Origin of the sequence: Sphingomonas natans (genome assembly GCF_030546695.1) — a bacterium.
GTDB lineage: Bacteria > Pseudomonadota > Alphaproteobacteria > Sphingomonadales > Sphingomonadaceae > Sphingomonas_I > Sphingomonas_I natans.
In genome coordinates, this window is sequence record NZ_JAUOTP010000001.1 from 129,679 (window position 1) to 145,735 (window position 16,057).

General features: G+C 67.9%; 11 protein-coding genes. 3 read left to right on the forward strand and 8 right to left on the reverse strand.

Annotated features, from left to right (window positions below):
* Positions 1-12: 12 nt before the first annotated feature.
* Both Q4F19_RS00620 and Q4F19_RS00625 read right to left on the reverse strand, forming a co-directional pair.
* Complete coding sequence (locus tag Q4F19_RS00620; protein WP_303539207.1) at positions 13-417, reverse strand: hypothetical protein; 405 nt, start codon at positions 415-417, stop codon at positions 13-15.
* A 121-nt stretch (positions 418-538) separates the two neighbouring features.
* Positions 539-2,785, reverse strand: coding sequence for a glycoside hydrolase family 88 protein (locus tag Q4F19_RS00625; protein ID WP_303539208.1), 2,247 nt, complete (start codon positions 2,783-2,785; stop codon positions 539-541).
* A 109-nt stretch (positions 2,786-2,894) separates the two neighbouring features.
* Here Q4F19_RS00625 and Q4F19_RS00630 point away from each other — a divergent pair, with 109 nt between their 5' ends.
* A complete protein-coding gene (locus tag Q4F19_RS00630; protein WP_303539209.1) occupies positions 2,895-3,950 on the forward strand; it encodes an alpha/beta hydrolase in 1,056 nt (351 codons plus the stop codon).
* Positions 3,951-4,126: 176 nt separating this feature from the next.
* Here the strand turns inward: Q4F19_RS00630 and Q4F19_RS00635 are convergent, their stop codons facing one another.
* The 6 genes from Q4F19_RS00635 to Q4F19_RS00660 all read right to left on the reverse strand — a co-directional run bounded on the left by Q4F19_RS00635 (position 4,127) and on the right by Q4F19_RS00660 (position 14,489).
* The gene (locus Q4F19_RS00635) at positions 4,127-6,823 is read right to left on the reverse strand and encodes an exo-rhamnogalacturonan lyase family protein (RefSeq protein WP_303539210.1); all 2,697 of its coding nucleotides are present in this window, start codon (positions 6,821-6,823) and stop codon (positions 4,127-4,129) included.
* A gap of 42 nt (positions 6,824-6,865) precedes the next feature.
* Complete coding sequence (locus tag Q4F19_RS00640; protein WP_303539211.1) at positions 6,866-7,570, reverse strand: DUF6250 domain-containing protein; 705 nt, start codon at positions 7,568-7,570, stop codon at positions 6,866-6,868.
* Positions 7,571-7,693: 123 nt separating this feature from the next.
* Entirely contained in the window at positions 7,694-10,561 is a 2,868-nt protein-coding gene (locus Q4F19_RS00645) for a TonB-dependent receptor (protein WP_303539212.1), read from the reverse strand.
* A 198-nt stretch (positions 10,562-10,759) separates the two neighbouring features.
* Positions 10,760-11,809, reverse strand: a complete 1,050-nt coding sequence (locus tag Q4F19_RS00650) for a S1C family serine protease (RefSeq protein WP_303539213.1) — start codon at positions 11,807-11,809, stop codon at positions 10,760-10,762.
* Positions 11,802-13,553, reverse strand: coding sequence for a chloride channel protein (locus tag Q4F19_RS00655; protein ID WP_303539214.1), 1,752 nt, complete (start codon positions 13,551-13,553; stop codon positions 11,802-11,804). The genes Q4F19_RS00650 and Q4F19_RS00655 overlap by 8 nt, the downstream gene beginning before the upstream one ends.
* A gap of 150 nt (positions 13,554-13,703) precedes the next feature.
* Positions 13,704-14,489: an acid phosphatase gene (locus Q4F19_RS00660; protein WP_303539215.1), complete on the reverse strand. Its 786-nt coding sequence runs from the start codon at positions 14,487-14,489 to the stop codon at positions 13,704-13,706.
* An 86-nt stretch (positions 14,490-14,575) separates the two neighbouring features.
* On the opposite strand from Q4F19_RS00660, the gene Q4F19_RS00665 reads away from it, so the two are divergent.
* Both Q4F19_RS00665 and Q4F19_RS00670 read left to right on the forward strand, forming a co-directional pair.
* Positions 14,576-15,127, forward strand: coding sequence for a DUF484 family protein (locus Q4F19_RS00665; RefSeq protein ID WP_303539216.1), 552 nt, complete (start codon positions 14,576-14,578; stop codon positions 15,125-15,127).
* The gene (locus Q4F19_RS00670; protein ID WP_303539217.1) at positions 15,112-16,038 is read left to right on the forward strand and encodes a tyrosine recombinase XerC; all 927 of its coding nucleotides are present in this window, start codon (positions 15,112-15,114) and stop codon (positions 16,036-16,038) included. Before Q4F19_RS00665 ends, Q4F19_RS00670 begins: the two co-directional genes overlap by 16 nt.
* Positions 16,039-16,057: the final 19 nt, after the last annotated feature.

Below are 16,057 nucleotides of genomic sequence, written 5' to 3' on the forward strand. Positions count from 1 at the left end.
CGGGAGCGGATCTCAGGCGTGGCTGGCCGTCGCGTCGAGGGCGGTCAGCCACGTTTCCGCGGCGTGCGGCGAGACGAAAATGTTCTGATAATCGGCGACGAGATTGCGGCGCAGCTGCATCTTCATCAGGCTGGATTCGACCAGCAGCGCGACGCGATCCCCGGCGCGGTACAAGGTGAGATTGCCGCGCCTCAGCCGCTCGGCGGCGGCCTGGCTGCGGATCGGCGAGTGGCGCAGATCGGCCAGGAGTCTGACCGTCCCGCGGCGCGCGCGCATCGCCGCGATCTCGCGGCCCAGCTCGCCAAGATAGCGATCAATCTCCTCGACGCTCTGGACGGCGAGGTCGCTCACCCGGATGATGTCCGAGCTTTGGTCATGATCGATCGCATATAGCCGTGGGGCATCGGTTACGGTCATGCCCGCATCGCCTGCCGAGGCTGGATATCCCATTGCCATCGAACGCCCTCACTCTCTCCAGCAAAGAGATTAGGGCGGATTCGCTAACAGACCGTAACGCCGCGCGACGGCTTTGCCGCGCTCAGCGCGCGGGTACCCCGAACGCGGGCTTCTGATCTTTGACATAGGCGACCCACGCGGCCTCGTCGTGGAAGTCGAGGCTCTTGCTCCAGGTCGCGCCCATATAATAGACGAACGGCTTGGCGGGCGTGACCCTGAGCAGGATCAGATAATTGTCCGCATCCTCCTTCACGTCCGCGATCATCGCCGGATCGACCATCAGGGCGATGCCCATCGCGCCCTTGTCGGGATCGGTCGGGCTCCAGAAGGTGAAGCGGCCGGTCGCGCGATCGGGCTTCCAACTGCCCGCTTTGTCCGACGTGGCGCGCTTCTGGATGGCGACGCCGACGAGCATCGGGCCACTCTTGTCCGAGCCGATCGTGGAGACCATGCGCGTGAAATTGGTGCCTAGCGGGAGCGTGAAGCGGCGCGTCTCCCACGCCTTGCGATCGATGCCGACCGGCCAGGGCGCGTAATCGACCTCGAAATCGGCGGCGTCGGGGCCGTCCTTCAGGATCCGGTATTTGGCCCAGTTGCGCGAGACCCACAATTTGCTGTCCTGCCACACGCCGAGCCCGCCCGCGCCGCGGAACGTGTTGACGTTGTAGAAGTCGATCCCTTCGCCGTGGAAATCATGCTGTTTCCCCGTGGCAAGCTGCCGTTCCATGAAGGGCCAGACCACGTTCTTGCCCCAGGCATCGATACCGGAGGTCGATGGCGGCTCGAAGCCTTCGAGCGCGGGGCCGTAGATGCGGTGCGCGGTGCGATCATTCTCCCACAGGATGTCGTCGTAGCGATAGGGCGCGAACTTTACGCTGGCGCGGGCCGAGCGATCGGCGGGCGGGGTGAGCGGAAGCGTGATCTTCGGATTGACGATGCCGTCGGCGCGCGGCGGCTGATCGGGGCGCGCGGCCTCGTCGCCGGGCTCGAAGGCGAGATCGCGGACCGCCTGGCGTTCGGCGATCGCGCGATCGAAACCCGCCTTTTCCTGGTGCGTCATGCCGGCGGGCGGCATGGGCGCCAGCGGCACGACAGGCTTGGCCGGATCGCGATCGGGCTCGGGCACCGGCAGCACGCCGACGGGATCGTTGAGCTTCATCATTTCGAGGCCGGCGAGGATCAAGGCGCCGGTGCCGTAGAGCGCGTGGTCGCCGGGGGCGGTCGGCCAGGGCTGATCGCCGGTGCGCTGCGCATAGCCAAGCAGCCCGTCCGGCTGGATCGCGGCCGTCAGCCCCGCCCAGCCCTTGAGCACGACAGGGAGGTAGGTCTTGCGATCGAGGAAGCCGTGATTGATGCCCCACGCCATCCCATAGACGAAATAGGCTGATCCCGTGCTCTCGGGTCCGGACGGATCGGTCGGATCGAGCAGGTTGGACGTCCACAGACCGTCCTTCTGCTGGAGCTTGGCGAGGCTCGCCGACATCGTGCGCAAGGTCGCGATATAGCGCGGGCGGTTCTTGAAATCGGTCGGCAGATTTTCGAGGACGCGCGGGATGCCGCCCATCACCCAGCCGTTGCCGCGTGCCCAGAAGACGCGCTTGCCGTTCTTCGCATGGCGCGTGGCGAAGCGCTCATCGCGCAGATAGAGGCCCTCCTGCGGCGCCCAGAGGCGATCATAGGTCCGCCACCACTGGACATCCATCGCATCGACATAGGTATAGTCCTTCGCGACGACGGCCATGCGCGCATAGACGGGCGGCGCCATGAACAGGGCATCGGACCACCACCAGACCAGCTTCTTCGGCGCGGGATTCAAGGCGAGATAGGGCAATGTGTAATCGAGCCGCTCCCGCAGCGGCGCGAGCTCGTTCGCCCAGCCGCTATGCGCGTAGAGCTCCAGATAGGTCTCGCCGACCGCGATATTGTCGGCATCGAGCATGCCATGCGCGCTCGATCCGCCGCGCAAGCCGAAATTGAAATATTCGGCCGCGTCGCGCAGGAACGCCTTGCCGCCCGACGCATCCGAGACGCGCGTCAGGCGGGTGAGCCCGGTCAGGAAAGCGGCGGTGACCCAGTTGTTCGTTGTCTGGCGGACGACGTCGCCGCGCAAGGTCATCGGCACGGCGCGCTGAACGGCGATCTGCGCCGCGGCCGAATAATCGAGGACCGCGAGCACGCGCGCCGGATCGGGGACGCTGTTCGCATCGAACGTCATCGAGGGGCGCGCGGGCAGGGCGGCGGTGGCCTGCGGCGGCGCGGGTTGGGCCGAGGCGACGCTCGTCAGCAGCAAGGCGGTGCCCGCGGCCAGCCAGCTTAAGCGCTTCGTCATCCCGATCTCCTTGGCGTCGCCCTCGACGGGCGTTGGCTTATTGTCGGATAAATCCATTTGGGTAACAAGTGGGACGACGTTCCAAAAATCGGGCGACAGGGAGAGCGAGATGCAGGCGAGCAGGCGGGATGTGATGTGGGCGGTGGCGGCGTCGGCGCTCGTCGCCGCGGCGGGCACGTGGCCGCTCGGCGCGGTGATGCCGGCGGCGGGCGACCCTTTCGCCGGGGTCGATCCCGAGATGATCGACGATCTGCGGCTCGTGAAGGACATGATCGTCAGCGCCGAGAATCTCGCGGCATTCCGCGCGCGGCCGCCGGCGGTGAAGGCGCATCCCGTGCCCGAGCCCGTCATCGCGAAGGCACCGCTGGAGGTTCGGATGATTCCGGGCCTGCCCGGCCAGCCACCGGTGCGGACCTTGATCTTCGACGGCGCGCCGGGCCGCAAGGCGCGCGGGGCGCTGATCTGGATCCACGGCGGCGGCTATGTCGCGGGCTCGGCCGGTATCGGTGCGGCGCTCCGCGTCGCGGCGCAGGAGCAGGGGTGGCTGATCGTCTCGCCGGAGTACAGGCTCGCGCCCGAGGCACGGTTTCCGGCCTCGCTCGCCGACAATTATGCGGCGCTCAAATGGGTGCACGACAATGCCGACACGCTCGGTGTCGATCGGCGCCGGATCGCGGTGGGCGGATCGAGCGCCGGCGGCGGGCATTCGGCGATGCTTGCGATCGCGGCGCGCGATCGCGGCGAGATCCCAGTCGCTTTCCAGGTGCTGATCTATCCGATGCTCGACGATCGTACCGCGAGCAGCCGGCCGGCCAGACCAGGGACCGGGCAGTTCATCTGGACGCCGCAAGCGAACCGGTTCGGTTGGGCGTCGCTGCTCGGGCAAGCGCCGGGCGGGGCGGGCGCGCCGGCGGGGGCGGTGCCCGCGCGGGTGGCGAGCGTGAAGGGCCTGCCGCCGGCGTTCATCGGCGTCGGCACGCTCGATCTCTTCTACGACGAAGACATTGCGTATGCGGAGGCGCTGACGCTCGCGGGCATCGGCGTGGATCTCGCGGTCGTGCCGGCGGCGTTCCACGCGTTCGACGGGGTGGCGCCGGCGGCGCGGGCTTCGCGGGCGTTTACGGAGCGGTGGCTGCGCGATCTGAGTATGGCGTTGGCGGCGTGACGTCCGGCCACCACCGCTCATCCTGAGGAGGGACTGAGCTTTGGCGAAGGCCCGTCTCGAAGGACCTGCGATGTCGCACCAGTCCTTCGAGACGCCCCTTCTACAAGCTCAGTGGCTCCTCAGGATGAGCGGTTTGGGAACAGGATGAGCGCGGTCGGGATTTGGCGGCCAGCAAGCTAGCTCGTCCTCGGCTCCTGCGCCGAGCTATTGTGCGGCGGAATCGTCGCGCGGTCGATCGCGTCGGGGACGAGCGCGAGCATCTGGATCGCGGCGAGGCCCCATTGCGCGGCGGCGTTGGTCGAGACGGACGGCCATTCGACGACGCCCGCGACCTCGTGGCGGGGGTCGGTGGTCCAGGTGCCGAGGCCCTGATCGCCCGAGAAGAATTCGACCGCGGCGCGATCGGCGAGGCGCGTATCGCCGCTCGCGCGGGCGGCGTAAGCGGTGAGGCGCGAATAGCCCTCGCGCAGATTGCGCGCGCCGAACGGCTCGCCGAACCGGGCAATGTATTCGGCCTTGGGCGCGTTGAACCAGCGGCAATAGTCAAGCCAGGCGGCACGGTATGCTGGCATGTCGATCAGCTGGATCAGTTCGGCATTGATCTCGACCGCGCCGAACACCGAGGTCAAATGCTGGAGGCGGATCTTCTCGTCGCCGCCGACGAAGTTGCCGGTCCTGGGATCGTAAGGCGCGGTGTTGGTCATCCAGCCATATTTGAGGCGGGCGATGCCGGCCATGCCGCGCATGATCCGGTCGCGCCATCGCGTATCGCCGGTCCGCTCCCATTCGGTCAGCCAGGCGGCGACATAAGCGGTCCAGCTCGGGCCGAAGCCCATCTCGAACGTGCCGGCCGGCCCGGCATAGGCCTTCGCGCCGGGGATCTTGCGGCCGATATCGACGGTGGCCAGCGCCTGATCCGAGGTCAGCAGATCGCGGAGGATGTCGCCCACGCGGTCGTCGGCGGTCAGGTAATAATAGATGCGGCGATAGGCGGCGTTGCTGACGCGCGGCTGCTTGGAGCTGTCGCTCCAGTGCTGGACGCCGTGGCGCGTGCCGAGCCCGTTGAAACGGCCGAGATGATAGGTGTCGACCTCGGACGTGTGGCGCGTCATCGCCTCGGCCAGCCGCCACGCCTGCGCCTTGCCCGTGCGCAACGCCTGCTGCCAGAGCCACAGATCAGGCGAGAGTTCGCTATTGTCCCAGGCGAAGCCGCCGATGTCGTAGCGCCAGACGTGCCGGTCCCCGTCATAGGTGTGCATCACGTCGCCATGATCCCAGAAGCCGTACCAGGAGCGTGCTTCGACCTCGTGCGCGTAGAAATCGACGAGGTTGTCGAGCTGGTTCTCGACGATCGTGCGGTTGGGGGTCGAGCGATCGGGCAGGCCCCAATCGCCGAACACTGCAGCCGCGTGGAGCGCGGCGGGATCGGCCATCAACTGCGGGGGCAAGGCATTGGCTTCGGCCATCGCCTGGAGCGTGTCGGACGTGGGGGTGGCGTCGAGCGCCCAGAGCGTCAGCTCGTTGGTGCGGCCGATGCCGGTCGCGCTGTCCCAGCCGGGCTCATAATCCTCATAAGTGATGTCGAGCCCGCGATTCTGCGCGTCATAGCCCTCCATCCCCATCACGCCGCGATAGGTGCGCAGGTCCATCGGCGGGGCGGCGGGCGACCAGAGCCAGGCGGTGACGCTGGCTTCGTCCTGCGCCGCGTCGCGGATGGCGAGCGCGCTCGGGTGGCGCTGCCAGAACCAGCGCTGGGCGAGGGCGACGCCGCCGGTCGGGCTGCCGACATACGCCAAGCCCGGCGCGCGCTTGCCCGCGCGTGACGCGATCCAGGCGAAGCCTTCGGTGGTGCGCTTCTCGATGCGGAAGCCGTCTGCGGTGGGCTGTTCGAGCGCGAAATCGCCCCAGGTGGGGATCGTGTCGAGCCCTTCGCGGACGGCCTTGTTCATGCTCGCGAGATCAGGGACGGCGCGGCCAGCGATCTGGGCTTCGCGAAAGCGCGCGCCCGGATCGCGACGCAGGCCCGTGAGCGGCCGGACCGCCTCGGCGAAGAGTGGGCCACCGGTGGCGAAGCGGACGTGGCGATCGTGGGGCTCGCCGCGCATCGGCACGGCGGCACGCAGGCCGAGCGAGGCGAGAAAATCCTTCTGCGGATCGCCGTCGAAGACGAAGCTGTGGAGGACGCGCAGATGATTGGCGCCGGCATAGGCATAGAGGCGGACGGTGAAGGGCAGCCAGCGGCGGCGGCCCTCGATCACATGCATTCCCGTAAGCTTGACGACCGCGCGGACCGAACCGCTTTGCTCGACGACCGCTTGGTCGACATGGCCGGTGAAGGGGACCGCCGCGCCGTCGAGCGAGGGGCGGACGCTGCCGACGAGGGTGAGCGCGCCCATCAGTCGGCGGCCGTCGCGCATGGCGGAGCGGATCAATGCGTCGCCGCTGCGCGGGATCTCCCAGGCGAGGCTGCCGATGCGGATCAAGATCGCATCGGCGCGCTGCTCGATGCGGACGGGGGTGGCGGGGGCGATGGGCTTGCCGGGGCGGACGATGACGTCCGGCGCGGCGGTGCCGGCCTCGAGCGCATGCGCGGTCCATTTGACCGAGCCGTCGGGCCAGGTCGCGGTGACCCAGCTCTGGGCGGGGAGCGGCTTGCCGCCGCTCTCGGCGGCGAAGGTGGCGCGGCGGGGCAGCGCGCCGCGCGGCCAGGCGACGCCGAGCGTCTGGCCGAGCTGGAGCTTGGGCGTTTCGCCTTCGATCCAGTGGAGCGCGGTGGGCCGTGCCTTGGCGGGCGCCGGGCGGGCGACGGCAGCGGCGGGCACGAGCGCGGTCGCGCCTATCAGCTTCAGCGTGTCGCGACGGGTCGTTTGCATCGGACTCTTTCTTCGACGTGGTGTGGGGCGCCCTCGACAAGCTCAGGGCGAACGGGGGGAGGGAGCGTCGATCGTGAGGTTGCGGATCTGGAGGTGGCTCCAGGTGGTGCGCAGGGCGAACCAGCCGTGGCGATAGGGCGCGGTGTCGGTCAGCGCGAAGAGCGGGCGGCCGTCGCGCTCGACCGTGGCGCGGCCGTCGCGCGCGGTCAGCGTGATCGTCGTCCAGCGATTGGCGACGAGCATCGCGGCCGGATCGGTGCGGTCATGTTCGGGACGGAGCGGGCGGTCGCCGGGGCGGGCGACGTAGCGGCGCATCCGGGTCGTGCTGTTCCGGTTTCCGCCGATGCCGACATAATACGTGCGCAGCGTATCGTAATCCTCGAACCTGCCGGTGCGGGGATGCGCGAGCGGCGAGGTGCCGTCGGCTTCGCTCGCCATCCAGAAGGCGTTGAGATCACTGACCTTGTCGTTCGCGCCGCCGGCCGTGACCGCGCGAGCTTGGAAGCGGATCGTGACCGGGGCGTCGAGCGGGCGATCGAGCCAGAGGGTCAGGCCCTTGGGGCTATCGATATCGAGCAGCGCGCCGCGGCGGGTGACGCGGGTCGCGGGATCCTCCCCCTCGATCCGCCAATGCGCGAGATCGAGGGGGACGCGATTTTGAGCGTGACCTTGCGCGGTCAGCGAAAGCGCGAGAACACAGAATGCGGCCGTCCGCGAAACCCGTTCGTGCTGAGCCCATTGAAGCACTGTTCTTGGTTTCCCTCTAAGAAGGCAGAACAGCCCCCTTCGACTGCCTGCAAGGCAGGCGCTCAGGACAGGCTCCGACAAGCTCAGGGCGAACGGGATTAACACGCGATCAGGAACTGCACCCTACAGCTTGGCGCGGACGCCGCCGTAGATGCGCCGACCATAGGTTTCGACGATGTTCTGGCGATAGGCGCTGTTCGCATTCTCGGTCCGCTGCGCGTGGAACAGGTTCACGCCTTCGAGGAAGACCGAGATGTGATCGTTGATATTGTAGCTGGCAGAGCCGTCCCACTGGCCGAAGGCCGCGCCCACGGCCGGATTGTTGCCGCGATCGAGCGCCGCGATCAGATATTTCGAGCGCCAGTTATAGGACATGCGGATCGAGAATTTGCTGTCCTCATAATAGCCCGAGACGTTCACGCTGTGGCGCGACAGGCCCGGGAAGGTAAGCGCGCCACCCGTGAAGTAATCGAGCTGATTATAGCCCTTGTCCTTCGAGTAAGTGTAATTGGCGGTCACGCCGGTGTTCTTGAGGATGCTCGGCAGGAAATCGAACGCTACCTGGCTGCCGACCTCGACGCCGTTGATCTGCACCTTCGATGTGCCGTTGACCGGCAGCGTGATCGTGTAGTTCACGCCGTTGATCAGCTCCTGCTGCGTCGTGCGATCGACGAACGAGCTTATGTCCTTGCGGAAGAAGGTCGCCGACAGGAAGTTGACCTTGCTGATGTACCATTCCAGCCCGAAATCATATTGCTTGGCGCGATAGGGCTGCAGGCTCGGATTGCCGCGCGATCCGGTGAAGCCGACCGAATCGAGCGTGAAGCGCGGCGCGAGATCCGACGGCGCCGGACGCGCGATCACCTCGGTCGCGGTGGCGCGGGCGAACAGCTTGTTCGGGATCAGCTCGGCCTTCAGGTTCACGCTGGGCAGGAATTCCGTATATTCGCCCTTCTGCGAGAAGGGCGACACACGTGCCGCCAGCCCTGTGCCGGTCACGATCGAGCCGCGCGATTCGGTCTTGGTGTTGATCACGCGCGCGCCGAGCACGCCGCTCACCTTGATGCCCGCGGGCTCGAACGCGAAGGCGGTCGAGACGTAGCCGGCGATGTTCTTCTCATAGACGCCCCACGTATCGGTGGGGTTGAGGTTGCCGAACGGATCGGGGACGCCGGCGGCATTGGCGACGTCCATGCCGAGGTTCAGGAAGCGCTGATAGCCATCGAAGCCGAGGCTACCGGTATTGAAGAAATTGTGATCGCCGAGATCGAAATTCGGCTGCACGATATTCTGGATCTGCTGGAGGATCGCGGCGTTGCTGCCGGTGGAGACGACCTGCGCGACCGAGCTGCCGGTCGCATAATTGGCGAGCGTGACATTGCCCTGGCCGGGCGTGCCCGCGACATAGCCGTTATAGGTCTTGGTGCCGTCGTACAGCTTGCTGGTGACGTCCACGTCGCGCTTCTGCACGCCGAACCTGATCGAGGTGAGGAAGCTTTCGGGCTTATATTCGAAATCGATCTTGCCCGCTTTTTCGGTCTGGTTGTTGTAGCGAGGCCGCCGCAGGACGATGAACTGGGTCAGGCCCTGCGTCGTGGTCGGATCGATCGGCAGCACGATGTTCGGCGCGCCCGAAGAGCCGCTATAATCAACATCGATGAAGGCGAGGCCCTGCGCGGCGGCAGTGGCGTTGATCTCGTTGTTGACGGCCTTCGCCTTGGCATAGCTGCCGCGCGCCGAGACGGTGAAGCGATCCGAGACGTCCCAGTCGCCGCCGACCTGACTGTTGATATTCTGGCGATCGATCGTGCCGAGGATATTGCGATAGGTCGCGCTCAGGCCGCCCGCCGTGCCGATCGTGCCCGGTGCGGCGACGAAGCGGACGTGGCTGACCGTCTGATCCTCGCCGAGCGTGGTGTTGGCGAGGCTGACGCCGCCGTTGGTGGCGGCCTGGACGGTGCCGAGCTGGAGGAACTGCGAGTTCAGCTTCTGCTTGCCGCGCGTATAGGTACCCTCGACGAACAGCTTGAGATTGTCGACCGGACGATATTCGACGATGCCGTTGAACGCGTAACGCGTCGTCAGCTCGCGGTTGATCACGTAGCGCGGGATATCGGGGAAGAAATCGCCGAAGCCGTTGCGGTCGATATCGACGCAATTCTCGTCCACGCCGATCCGGTCGGTCGTGCAGGCGGGCGCCATGACGGGCTGGTTCCTGTCGACCTGGCGCCAGCCGGTGGTGCGCGCCTGATCATACCAGAGGCTGCGCTTCTCGTAGGTGCCGGACAGCAGGATGCCGAGCTTGTCCTCGAAGAAGGTCTTGCTGCCGATCAGCGCGAACTTCGGATCCCAGCGCTTGGCGAGATCGGTATATACGGTCTGCGCGGAGCCCGCGAGGAACGGCTTGCCGTTATTGTCGAACGGGCGGCGCGTGATGACGCGCACGGTGCCGCCGAGGCCGCCTTCGGTCATGTCGGCGGTGGCGGACTTCACGACCTCGAGACGCGACACGAATTCGGACGGGATGTCGCGAAATTCGACCGCGCGGCTGGACACGCCGGCGCCGGTGGAGAGCTGGGTCTGGCCATTGACCTCGACGCGGTTCAGCGCCGGATCGGCGCCGCGGATCGCGACGCCCGAGCCTTCGCCGCCGGCGCGCGTGATCTGGACGCCGGTGACGCGCTGGAGCGCTTCACCCACATTCTTGTCGGGGAACTTGCCGATGTCCTCGGCCGAGATCGCATCGAGCACCTGCGCCGATTCGCGCTTGATGTTGAGTGCGTTGGCGAGGCTTTGGCGGATGCCGCTGACGACGATCTCGTCGCCGGCGGGCGTGCCGGCGGCGGGGGCCGGGGCGCCCTGCGGCGTGGCAGCCGGTGCGGCCTGCGCGCCGGCGGTCTGGGCGAAGGACGGATCGGCCGCGACCAGCAGGAAGGTGGCGACCGCCAGACCCGAGGCGTGGCTCCGCCATGAACGTGAAGTGCCGATCATCCTGCATCCTCCCTGTATGTCAGCGCGGGCGTGCCATATATTGGGATGGCATCCCGTCTTGTGGTTTGCGTAAAACGGTTCGCCGCAGCTTTCAAGCCTGATGACACGCGCGCCCGCCAAAGCGGGATGAACGGAGGGTGATCGAAAGTGCAGGACGGATCGCCGAGGGACGGCGTTCGGCACCGCTTGCGCGCCGGCCTAGGGCGTAAGCGTGAAGACCAGTTGCGCACGATCGCGGCCGCGCGAGACGATCATCTCGACCGGATCGCTGCCGCCCAGTACGCGCGCCAGTTCGGAGGCGCTGGAAATGGGCGTGCGCCCTGCCGAGAGGATCACGTCGCCGATGCGCAGCCTCGACGCCTCGGCGATCGAGCCCTTTGCGACGTGCACGACGACCGCGCCGCGCCCGCGATCGGCACCCAGGCGCGCGGCGAGGATCGGCGAGAGATCTTCGGCAACGAGGCCAAATGGCGGTGGCGCGACGTCTGCGGTCCGCATCAGGCGGCTTATGGTAATCGTGACGAGATCGGCGGGCAAGAAGCGATCGGGGCGACCGCCATCGCCGAGACCCGCCTGTGCGAGCGCGACGACCCGGCCGTCGGCGCCGAGGAAGGGTGTGCCGTCGGGCGGCGCATCGCCCGTCCCGTGGATGCGCAGATAATAATCCTGCGTCGCGCCGTCGGTTGCGAAATCGCTGGCGACGGTCGCCTGTTCGACGATGCAGCCGCTGCCGTTGGGCGAAGCCAGCGTGAAACCCCAGGATCCGGGCGGGGCGATGTCGGGATCGCCGAGCGCGAGCGAGGGCAGATCGATGCCGTCGAGCTTCACGAGCGAGATGCCCGTCAGCGGATCCTGCGCCTCAACCTTGCCTTGTAGCTTGCGGCCGTCGAGCCAGGCATCGAAGGTAAGGCCTGCCGGGACGGCAGCGCTGGTCACAACGAGCCCGTTGCCGCTGATCAGCACGCCCTGCGGCGCCGGCCCCTGCAGCCCGGGCACGCGCAGCGAGACGATGGCGGGACAGGCGGCAGCGGCGCTATCCGGCAATTGCTCGAGCGGCGAGGCGCGCTTGACGACGTCGCGGATCGGGGTGGTGACGCGCTGCTCCACCGACTGGATCGGTTGCCAGAGCTTCGCGCCGAAGACGATGCCGACGGCAATGAGACCGGTTACGCCGAGCCCCTGCGCGATCCGGCGGCGCCATGGGCGGTTGCGCGTGTTGAGCGCGTCGGGGTGGGTCGCCTCAATCACCGAACAGATCCCGTTGTGCTTTCTCGATCTCTTCGGTGTAGCGGCGGCGGACATATTTTTCGGTGACGACGCCGAGCAGCTTGAGATCGGGATCGACGACCGCGAGCTCGTCCGCCTCGCTCTCCTCGAACAGGCGCATGATCGCCGACACGTCCTGCTCGGGGCTGAGCGCGACATCCTCGAGCTGGGCGATGCCGGCGACCGGCGCATCCTCTTCGTGATCCGCGGCAAAGGCGGCGCTGACGCGAATGATCCCGGCATAACGTCCCGCATCGTCGGCGGCGGTCACGACGCGGATCGAGCCCAGCGGAAAGCGGCGGCGGAATTCGGCGAAGCTGGCCGTCTCCTCGATCATCGGCGTGTCGCGGCGCATCATCCGGCCGGCGGTGAGATTCTTGACCCAGCCGACATCGCGCGCGGAGCGGATCGTCTCGCCGCGCGTGTGGAGCCGCCAGGTGGAGAAGGAGAAGCCGAACGTCTCGCGCACGAGCGTGCTCGCGCAGAGCGAAGCAGTGATCGCGGTGCCGGTCAGCGCGAAATCGTGCGTCGCCTCCAGCACGAGCATCGACATGGTCAGCGGGCCGCCGACCACCGCAACGGCGAGCGCGGCCATGCCGATCAGCGCGGCATCATTGCCGTTCACGGGCGACGCGCCGGGGATGAGGTTGACGAGCCCGGCGAAGAGCTGGCCCGTGATCGAGCCGAGGAAAAGCGAGGCGAAGAACAGCCCGCCGCGAAAGCCGAAGCCGAGCGAGATCACCGAGGCGACGATCTTGAACAGGAAGATCGTGGCGAGGAAGCTTAGGCTGAGCTGGATCGAGAGATCGAGATGGAGCGCGCCATGCCCGGCAGAGAGGATCTGCGGCGTGACGAGCGCGAGCGGGACGAGCAGCAGCCCGCCGACGAACGGGCGCGCTATATCGGGCAAAGGCGAGCGGCGCACCGCCGCCTCCATGATCGTCACGGCGCGCATGATGAAGATGCCGACGAGCGCGCAGACGAGGCCGAGCGCCGCGTAAAGGAAATAATCCGACGACAGGATCGGATCGGCGGTGGGAAGCACGATCAGATAGGCCGGCAGGCCGAGCGCACGCACCGTCAGCGCCGCGGCGAGCGCGGCGGTGGCGACCGGCGCGATCGCGGCGGGGGTATAGGCGCCGATGACGATCTCGAACGCGTAAAAGGCCCCGGTCAGCGGCGCCCCGAACGCCGCGCCGACGCCCGCGCCCGCGCAGGCGCCGACGAGGATGCGCAGATCGTTGCGGCGCAGGCGCAGCCACTGGCCGGCGACCGAGGCAAGCCCGCCGGCCATCTGGGCATAAGCCGCCTCGAGCCCAACCGAGGCGCCGGCGCCGTTCGAAAGGATCGTCTGCGCGCTGACGGTGAGGCTGTCGCGGACGGGGATCGCGCCGCCGTGGAGCGCATTCGCCTCGACCACGTCGATCGGTGCGCGGCGACGGCGGCGGGCGAGATAAACGAACGCACCGAGCGCGAGCCCGCCGATCGGCAGCGCGATCAGGCGGATCGGATCGATCTCGCTTTGCGCGCTCAGGCGATCGTCGCTGCCGATGCCGTAGAGCAGGCGCTGCATGACGTGCGCGATCCCCGCCTGCGCCATCGTCATCAGCCCGGCGCAACTGCCCAGCAGCAAGGCAAGCGCGATCAGCGCCGCCTCACTTGTGCGCAGCCTGCGGCGCAAGCCGGCGAGCAGGGGCGCGAACAGTCTCGAGCGGATGACCGTCACGTCAGGATCGTAGGCCTGCGAGAATCATTGCGGGGCTGGTGCATAAGCTTGTCCGTTACGCGGGCGGTCCCGCAGAGCGGCTCCATAGACCGGATGCGGCGCGCATAATCAAACATCGGCAGGATCGGTGCGACCGCGTCACAGGCGTCCTTATTTCGCCAGGCCCAAGAAGACGGAGGGCCAGACGATCTTCTCCTCGCGTGCGCAGGCCGTGGCGTCTGGCTGCGGCTGCGGTGTCGCGAGCTCGCTTCGGGCGGCGGCGAGATCGGACTGGTAAGCGGGCGTGGTTCGCACGACATCGAGCGTCGCGCTCGCGCCGATCCGGCCCGCTTCCACCGCGCTCGCATTGTGCACCCGGCAGATCAGGCGGCTCTCGCCATAGGATCGCGCCCGCGCGAGGATCGGCGTCGCGCGCGCGGGCAGGAGCTCGGCGAGGATCAGGCCGTCGGTCCAGCCGCGCGTCGTGTGGCCGGACGGATAATCGAAGCTCTTGCCGATGTCGGCCGGATCGGCCTCGCAGATCTGCCCTTTGTCGATCAGGAACGGACGGAGGCGCTTGTACCGGTCCTTGGCGAGATTGTTCTCGCGTGCCGTGTCGACGCCGGCGCGGGCGAGCAGCCGATAGGTGGCGGGCTGCCTGTCGGGCGAGAGCGCGATCCCCGCCGCGCAGCTGAAATCGCGCATCACATCAGCGGCGGAGGAGGGGATGTCCTGCTTCGCATAATCCCAACGCGCGGAGCCGATCGTGCGCTTCATCGCCTTGAAGACCTTGCGATCCGTCTCGTAGCGGATCTCGCCCTTGGCGGGGGCCGGCGGGAGGATCGCTACGAGATCGATCCGGCCGGCCGGAAGATAGCCCTGAATCCCGCTCTGACCTTCGGCCGCGGCGAGCGCGAGCCCCATCGCAACGACCGCCAATCCCGCGCGTAACCGCATGCCCGATCTCCCTTGGCGACGGGAAAACACCATGCCGCACGGCGGCGAAAGCGTTTCTTTAAGGATCGGGCTGTAAAAGCGTCGCCATGCAGGGGAATGTCCACGAGCATGGGTCCGTAGCGTCGTTGCGGCGGCGTATCGCCGAGGCGGAACAGACGAACGGCGAGTTGCTGGCCTTCGCGCGCGGCCATACCGGCGCGGCGCACGCCATCCACGAAGCGGTGCTCGCGGTGATGGAGGCGGACTGCCTCGACACCTTCGCCGCGATCGTGACGCGCGACTGGCCGGCCTTGCTCGGCGTAGATGCGGCGGCCTTCGCCTGGTCGGCCGACGGCATCGCGCTCGCCGCAGACGAGACGGGCGTACGCCCCTTCGAGCCGCGTCTCGTGGTGCGGATGGCGGGGATAGACCGCGCGGTGACGATCCGGCAGGTCGACCGCGGCCATCCCTTGTTCGGCAAGGGCGCGCCTGCAATTCGATCCGAGATCGCGATCCGGCTGGCCGGGGCGCGCGGCATCGGCCTGATCCTGCTGGGCGAGGAGGAAGCGACCTCGATCGACGCGCCCGCTGCCACGCGCCTGCTGCGCTTCCTCGGCCGGTCCGCCTCGGTTATGCTGGAGCGGTGGTCGCTCAACTGACGCTCGCCGAACATCCGGCCTTTCTCGTCGCCCAGGATTGGGAGGCGCATCTCGGCCGCGATCGCCGCCGATCCGTCCATACCATCCGCGCTTATGCGGCGACCGCGCGGCGGCTGATCGGCTTCCTCGGCGGGCATCGATCGCAACTCGTCGATCTGCCGACTTTGGTTGCTATCGACACGGCCGAGCTGCGCGCTTTCCTGGCGGTGCGGCGCGAGGCGGGGATCGGCAATGCATCCGCCGCGCGCGAGCTTTCCGCAATGCGCGGCTTTCTCGCCTTCGCGGCGGGCAAGGCCGAGGTCGCGCCGCCGCCGCGGCTGAAGGGGCCGCGGGTCAAGAAGGGGGCGCCGCGCCCGGTCTCGCCCGACGACGCGGTCGCAATCGCCGACGACGCCGGGGACGAGGCTGCGCACCCGTGGGTCGGCCTACGCGATCGGGCGGTGCTGCTGCTGCTCTACGGCGCAGGGCTTCGCATCGGCGAGGCGACCGCGCTGACCGGCGCGGTTCTGCCCTTAGGCGATACGCTGGTCGTCACCGGCAAGCGCGCCAAGACGCGCGTCGTGCCGCTGCTGCCACAGGTGCGCGCCGCGATCGAGGCGTGCGTCGAAGCCTGCCCATGGAGCGTGTCACGCGATCAGCCGCTGTTCCGGGGTTACAAGGGCGGGGCGCTGTCGCCCGACATCATCCGCCGCGCGGTGCGCGCCGCGCGGGCGCGCCTTTCGCTGCCCGAGCGGACGACGCCGCATGCGCTGCGCCACAGCTTCGCCACGCATTTGCTAGGGCGCGGGGCGGATTTGCGCTCGCTGCAGGAACTGCTCGGCCATGCCAGCCTGTCCTCGACGCAGGTCTATACCGCGGTCGATGCGGCGCATCTGATGGACGTCTACCGGAACGCGCATCCGCGGGCGTGACCGCCGGGCGGAATGCGCG

Coding starts and splice junctions, on each gene's coding strand:
- Q4F19_RS00620 (WP_303539207.1), bottom strand. CDS start 417: ATGACCGTAACCGATGCCCCACGGCTATATGCGATCGATCATGACCAA.
- Q4F19_RS00625 (WP_303539208.1), bottom strand. CDS start 2,785: ATGACGAAGCGCTTAAGCTGGCTGGCCGCGGGCACCGCCTTGCTGCTG.
- Q4F19_RS00630 (WP_303539209.1), top strand. CDS start 2,895: ATGCAGGCGAGCAGGCGGGATGTGATGTGGGCGGTGGCGGCGTCGGCG.
- Q4F19_RS00635 (WP_303539210.1), bottom strand. CDS start 6,823: ATGCAAACGACCCGTCGCGACACGCTGAAGCTGATAGGCGCGACCGCG.
- Q4F19_RS00645 (WP_303539212.1), bottom strand. CDS start 10,561: ATGATCGGCACTTCACGTTCATGGCGGAGCCACGCCTCGGGTCTGGCG.
- Q4F19_RS00660 (WP_303539215.1), bottom strand. CDS start 14,489: ATGCGGTTACGCGCGGGATTGGCGGTCGTTGCGATGGGGCTCGCGCTC.
- Q4F19_RS00665 (WP_303539216.1), top strand. CDS start 14,576: ATGCAGGGGAATGTCCACGAGCATGGGTCCGTAGCGTCGTTGCGGCGG.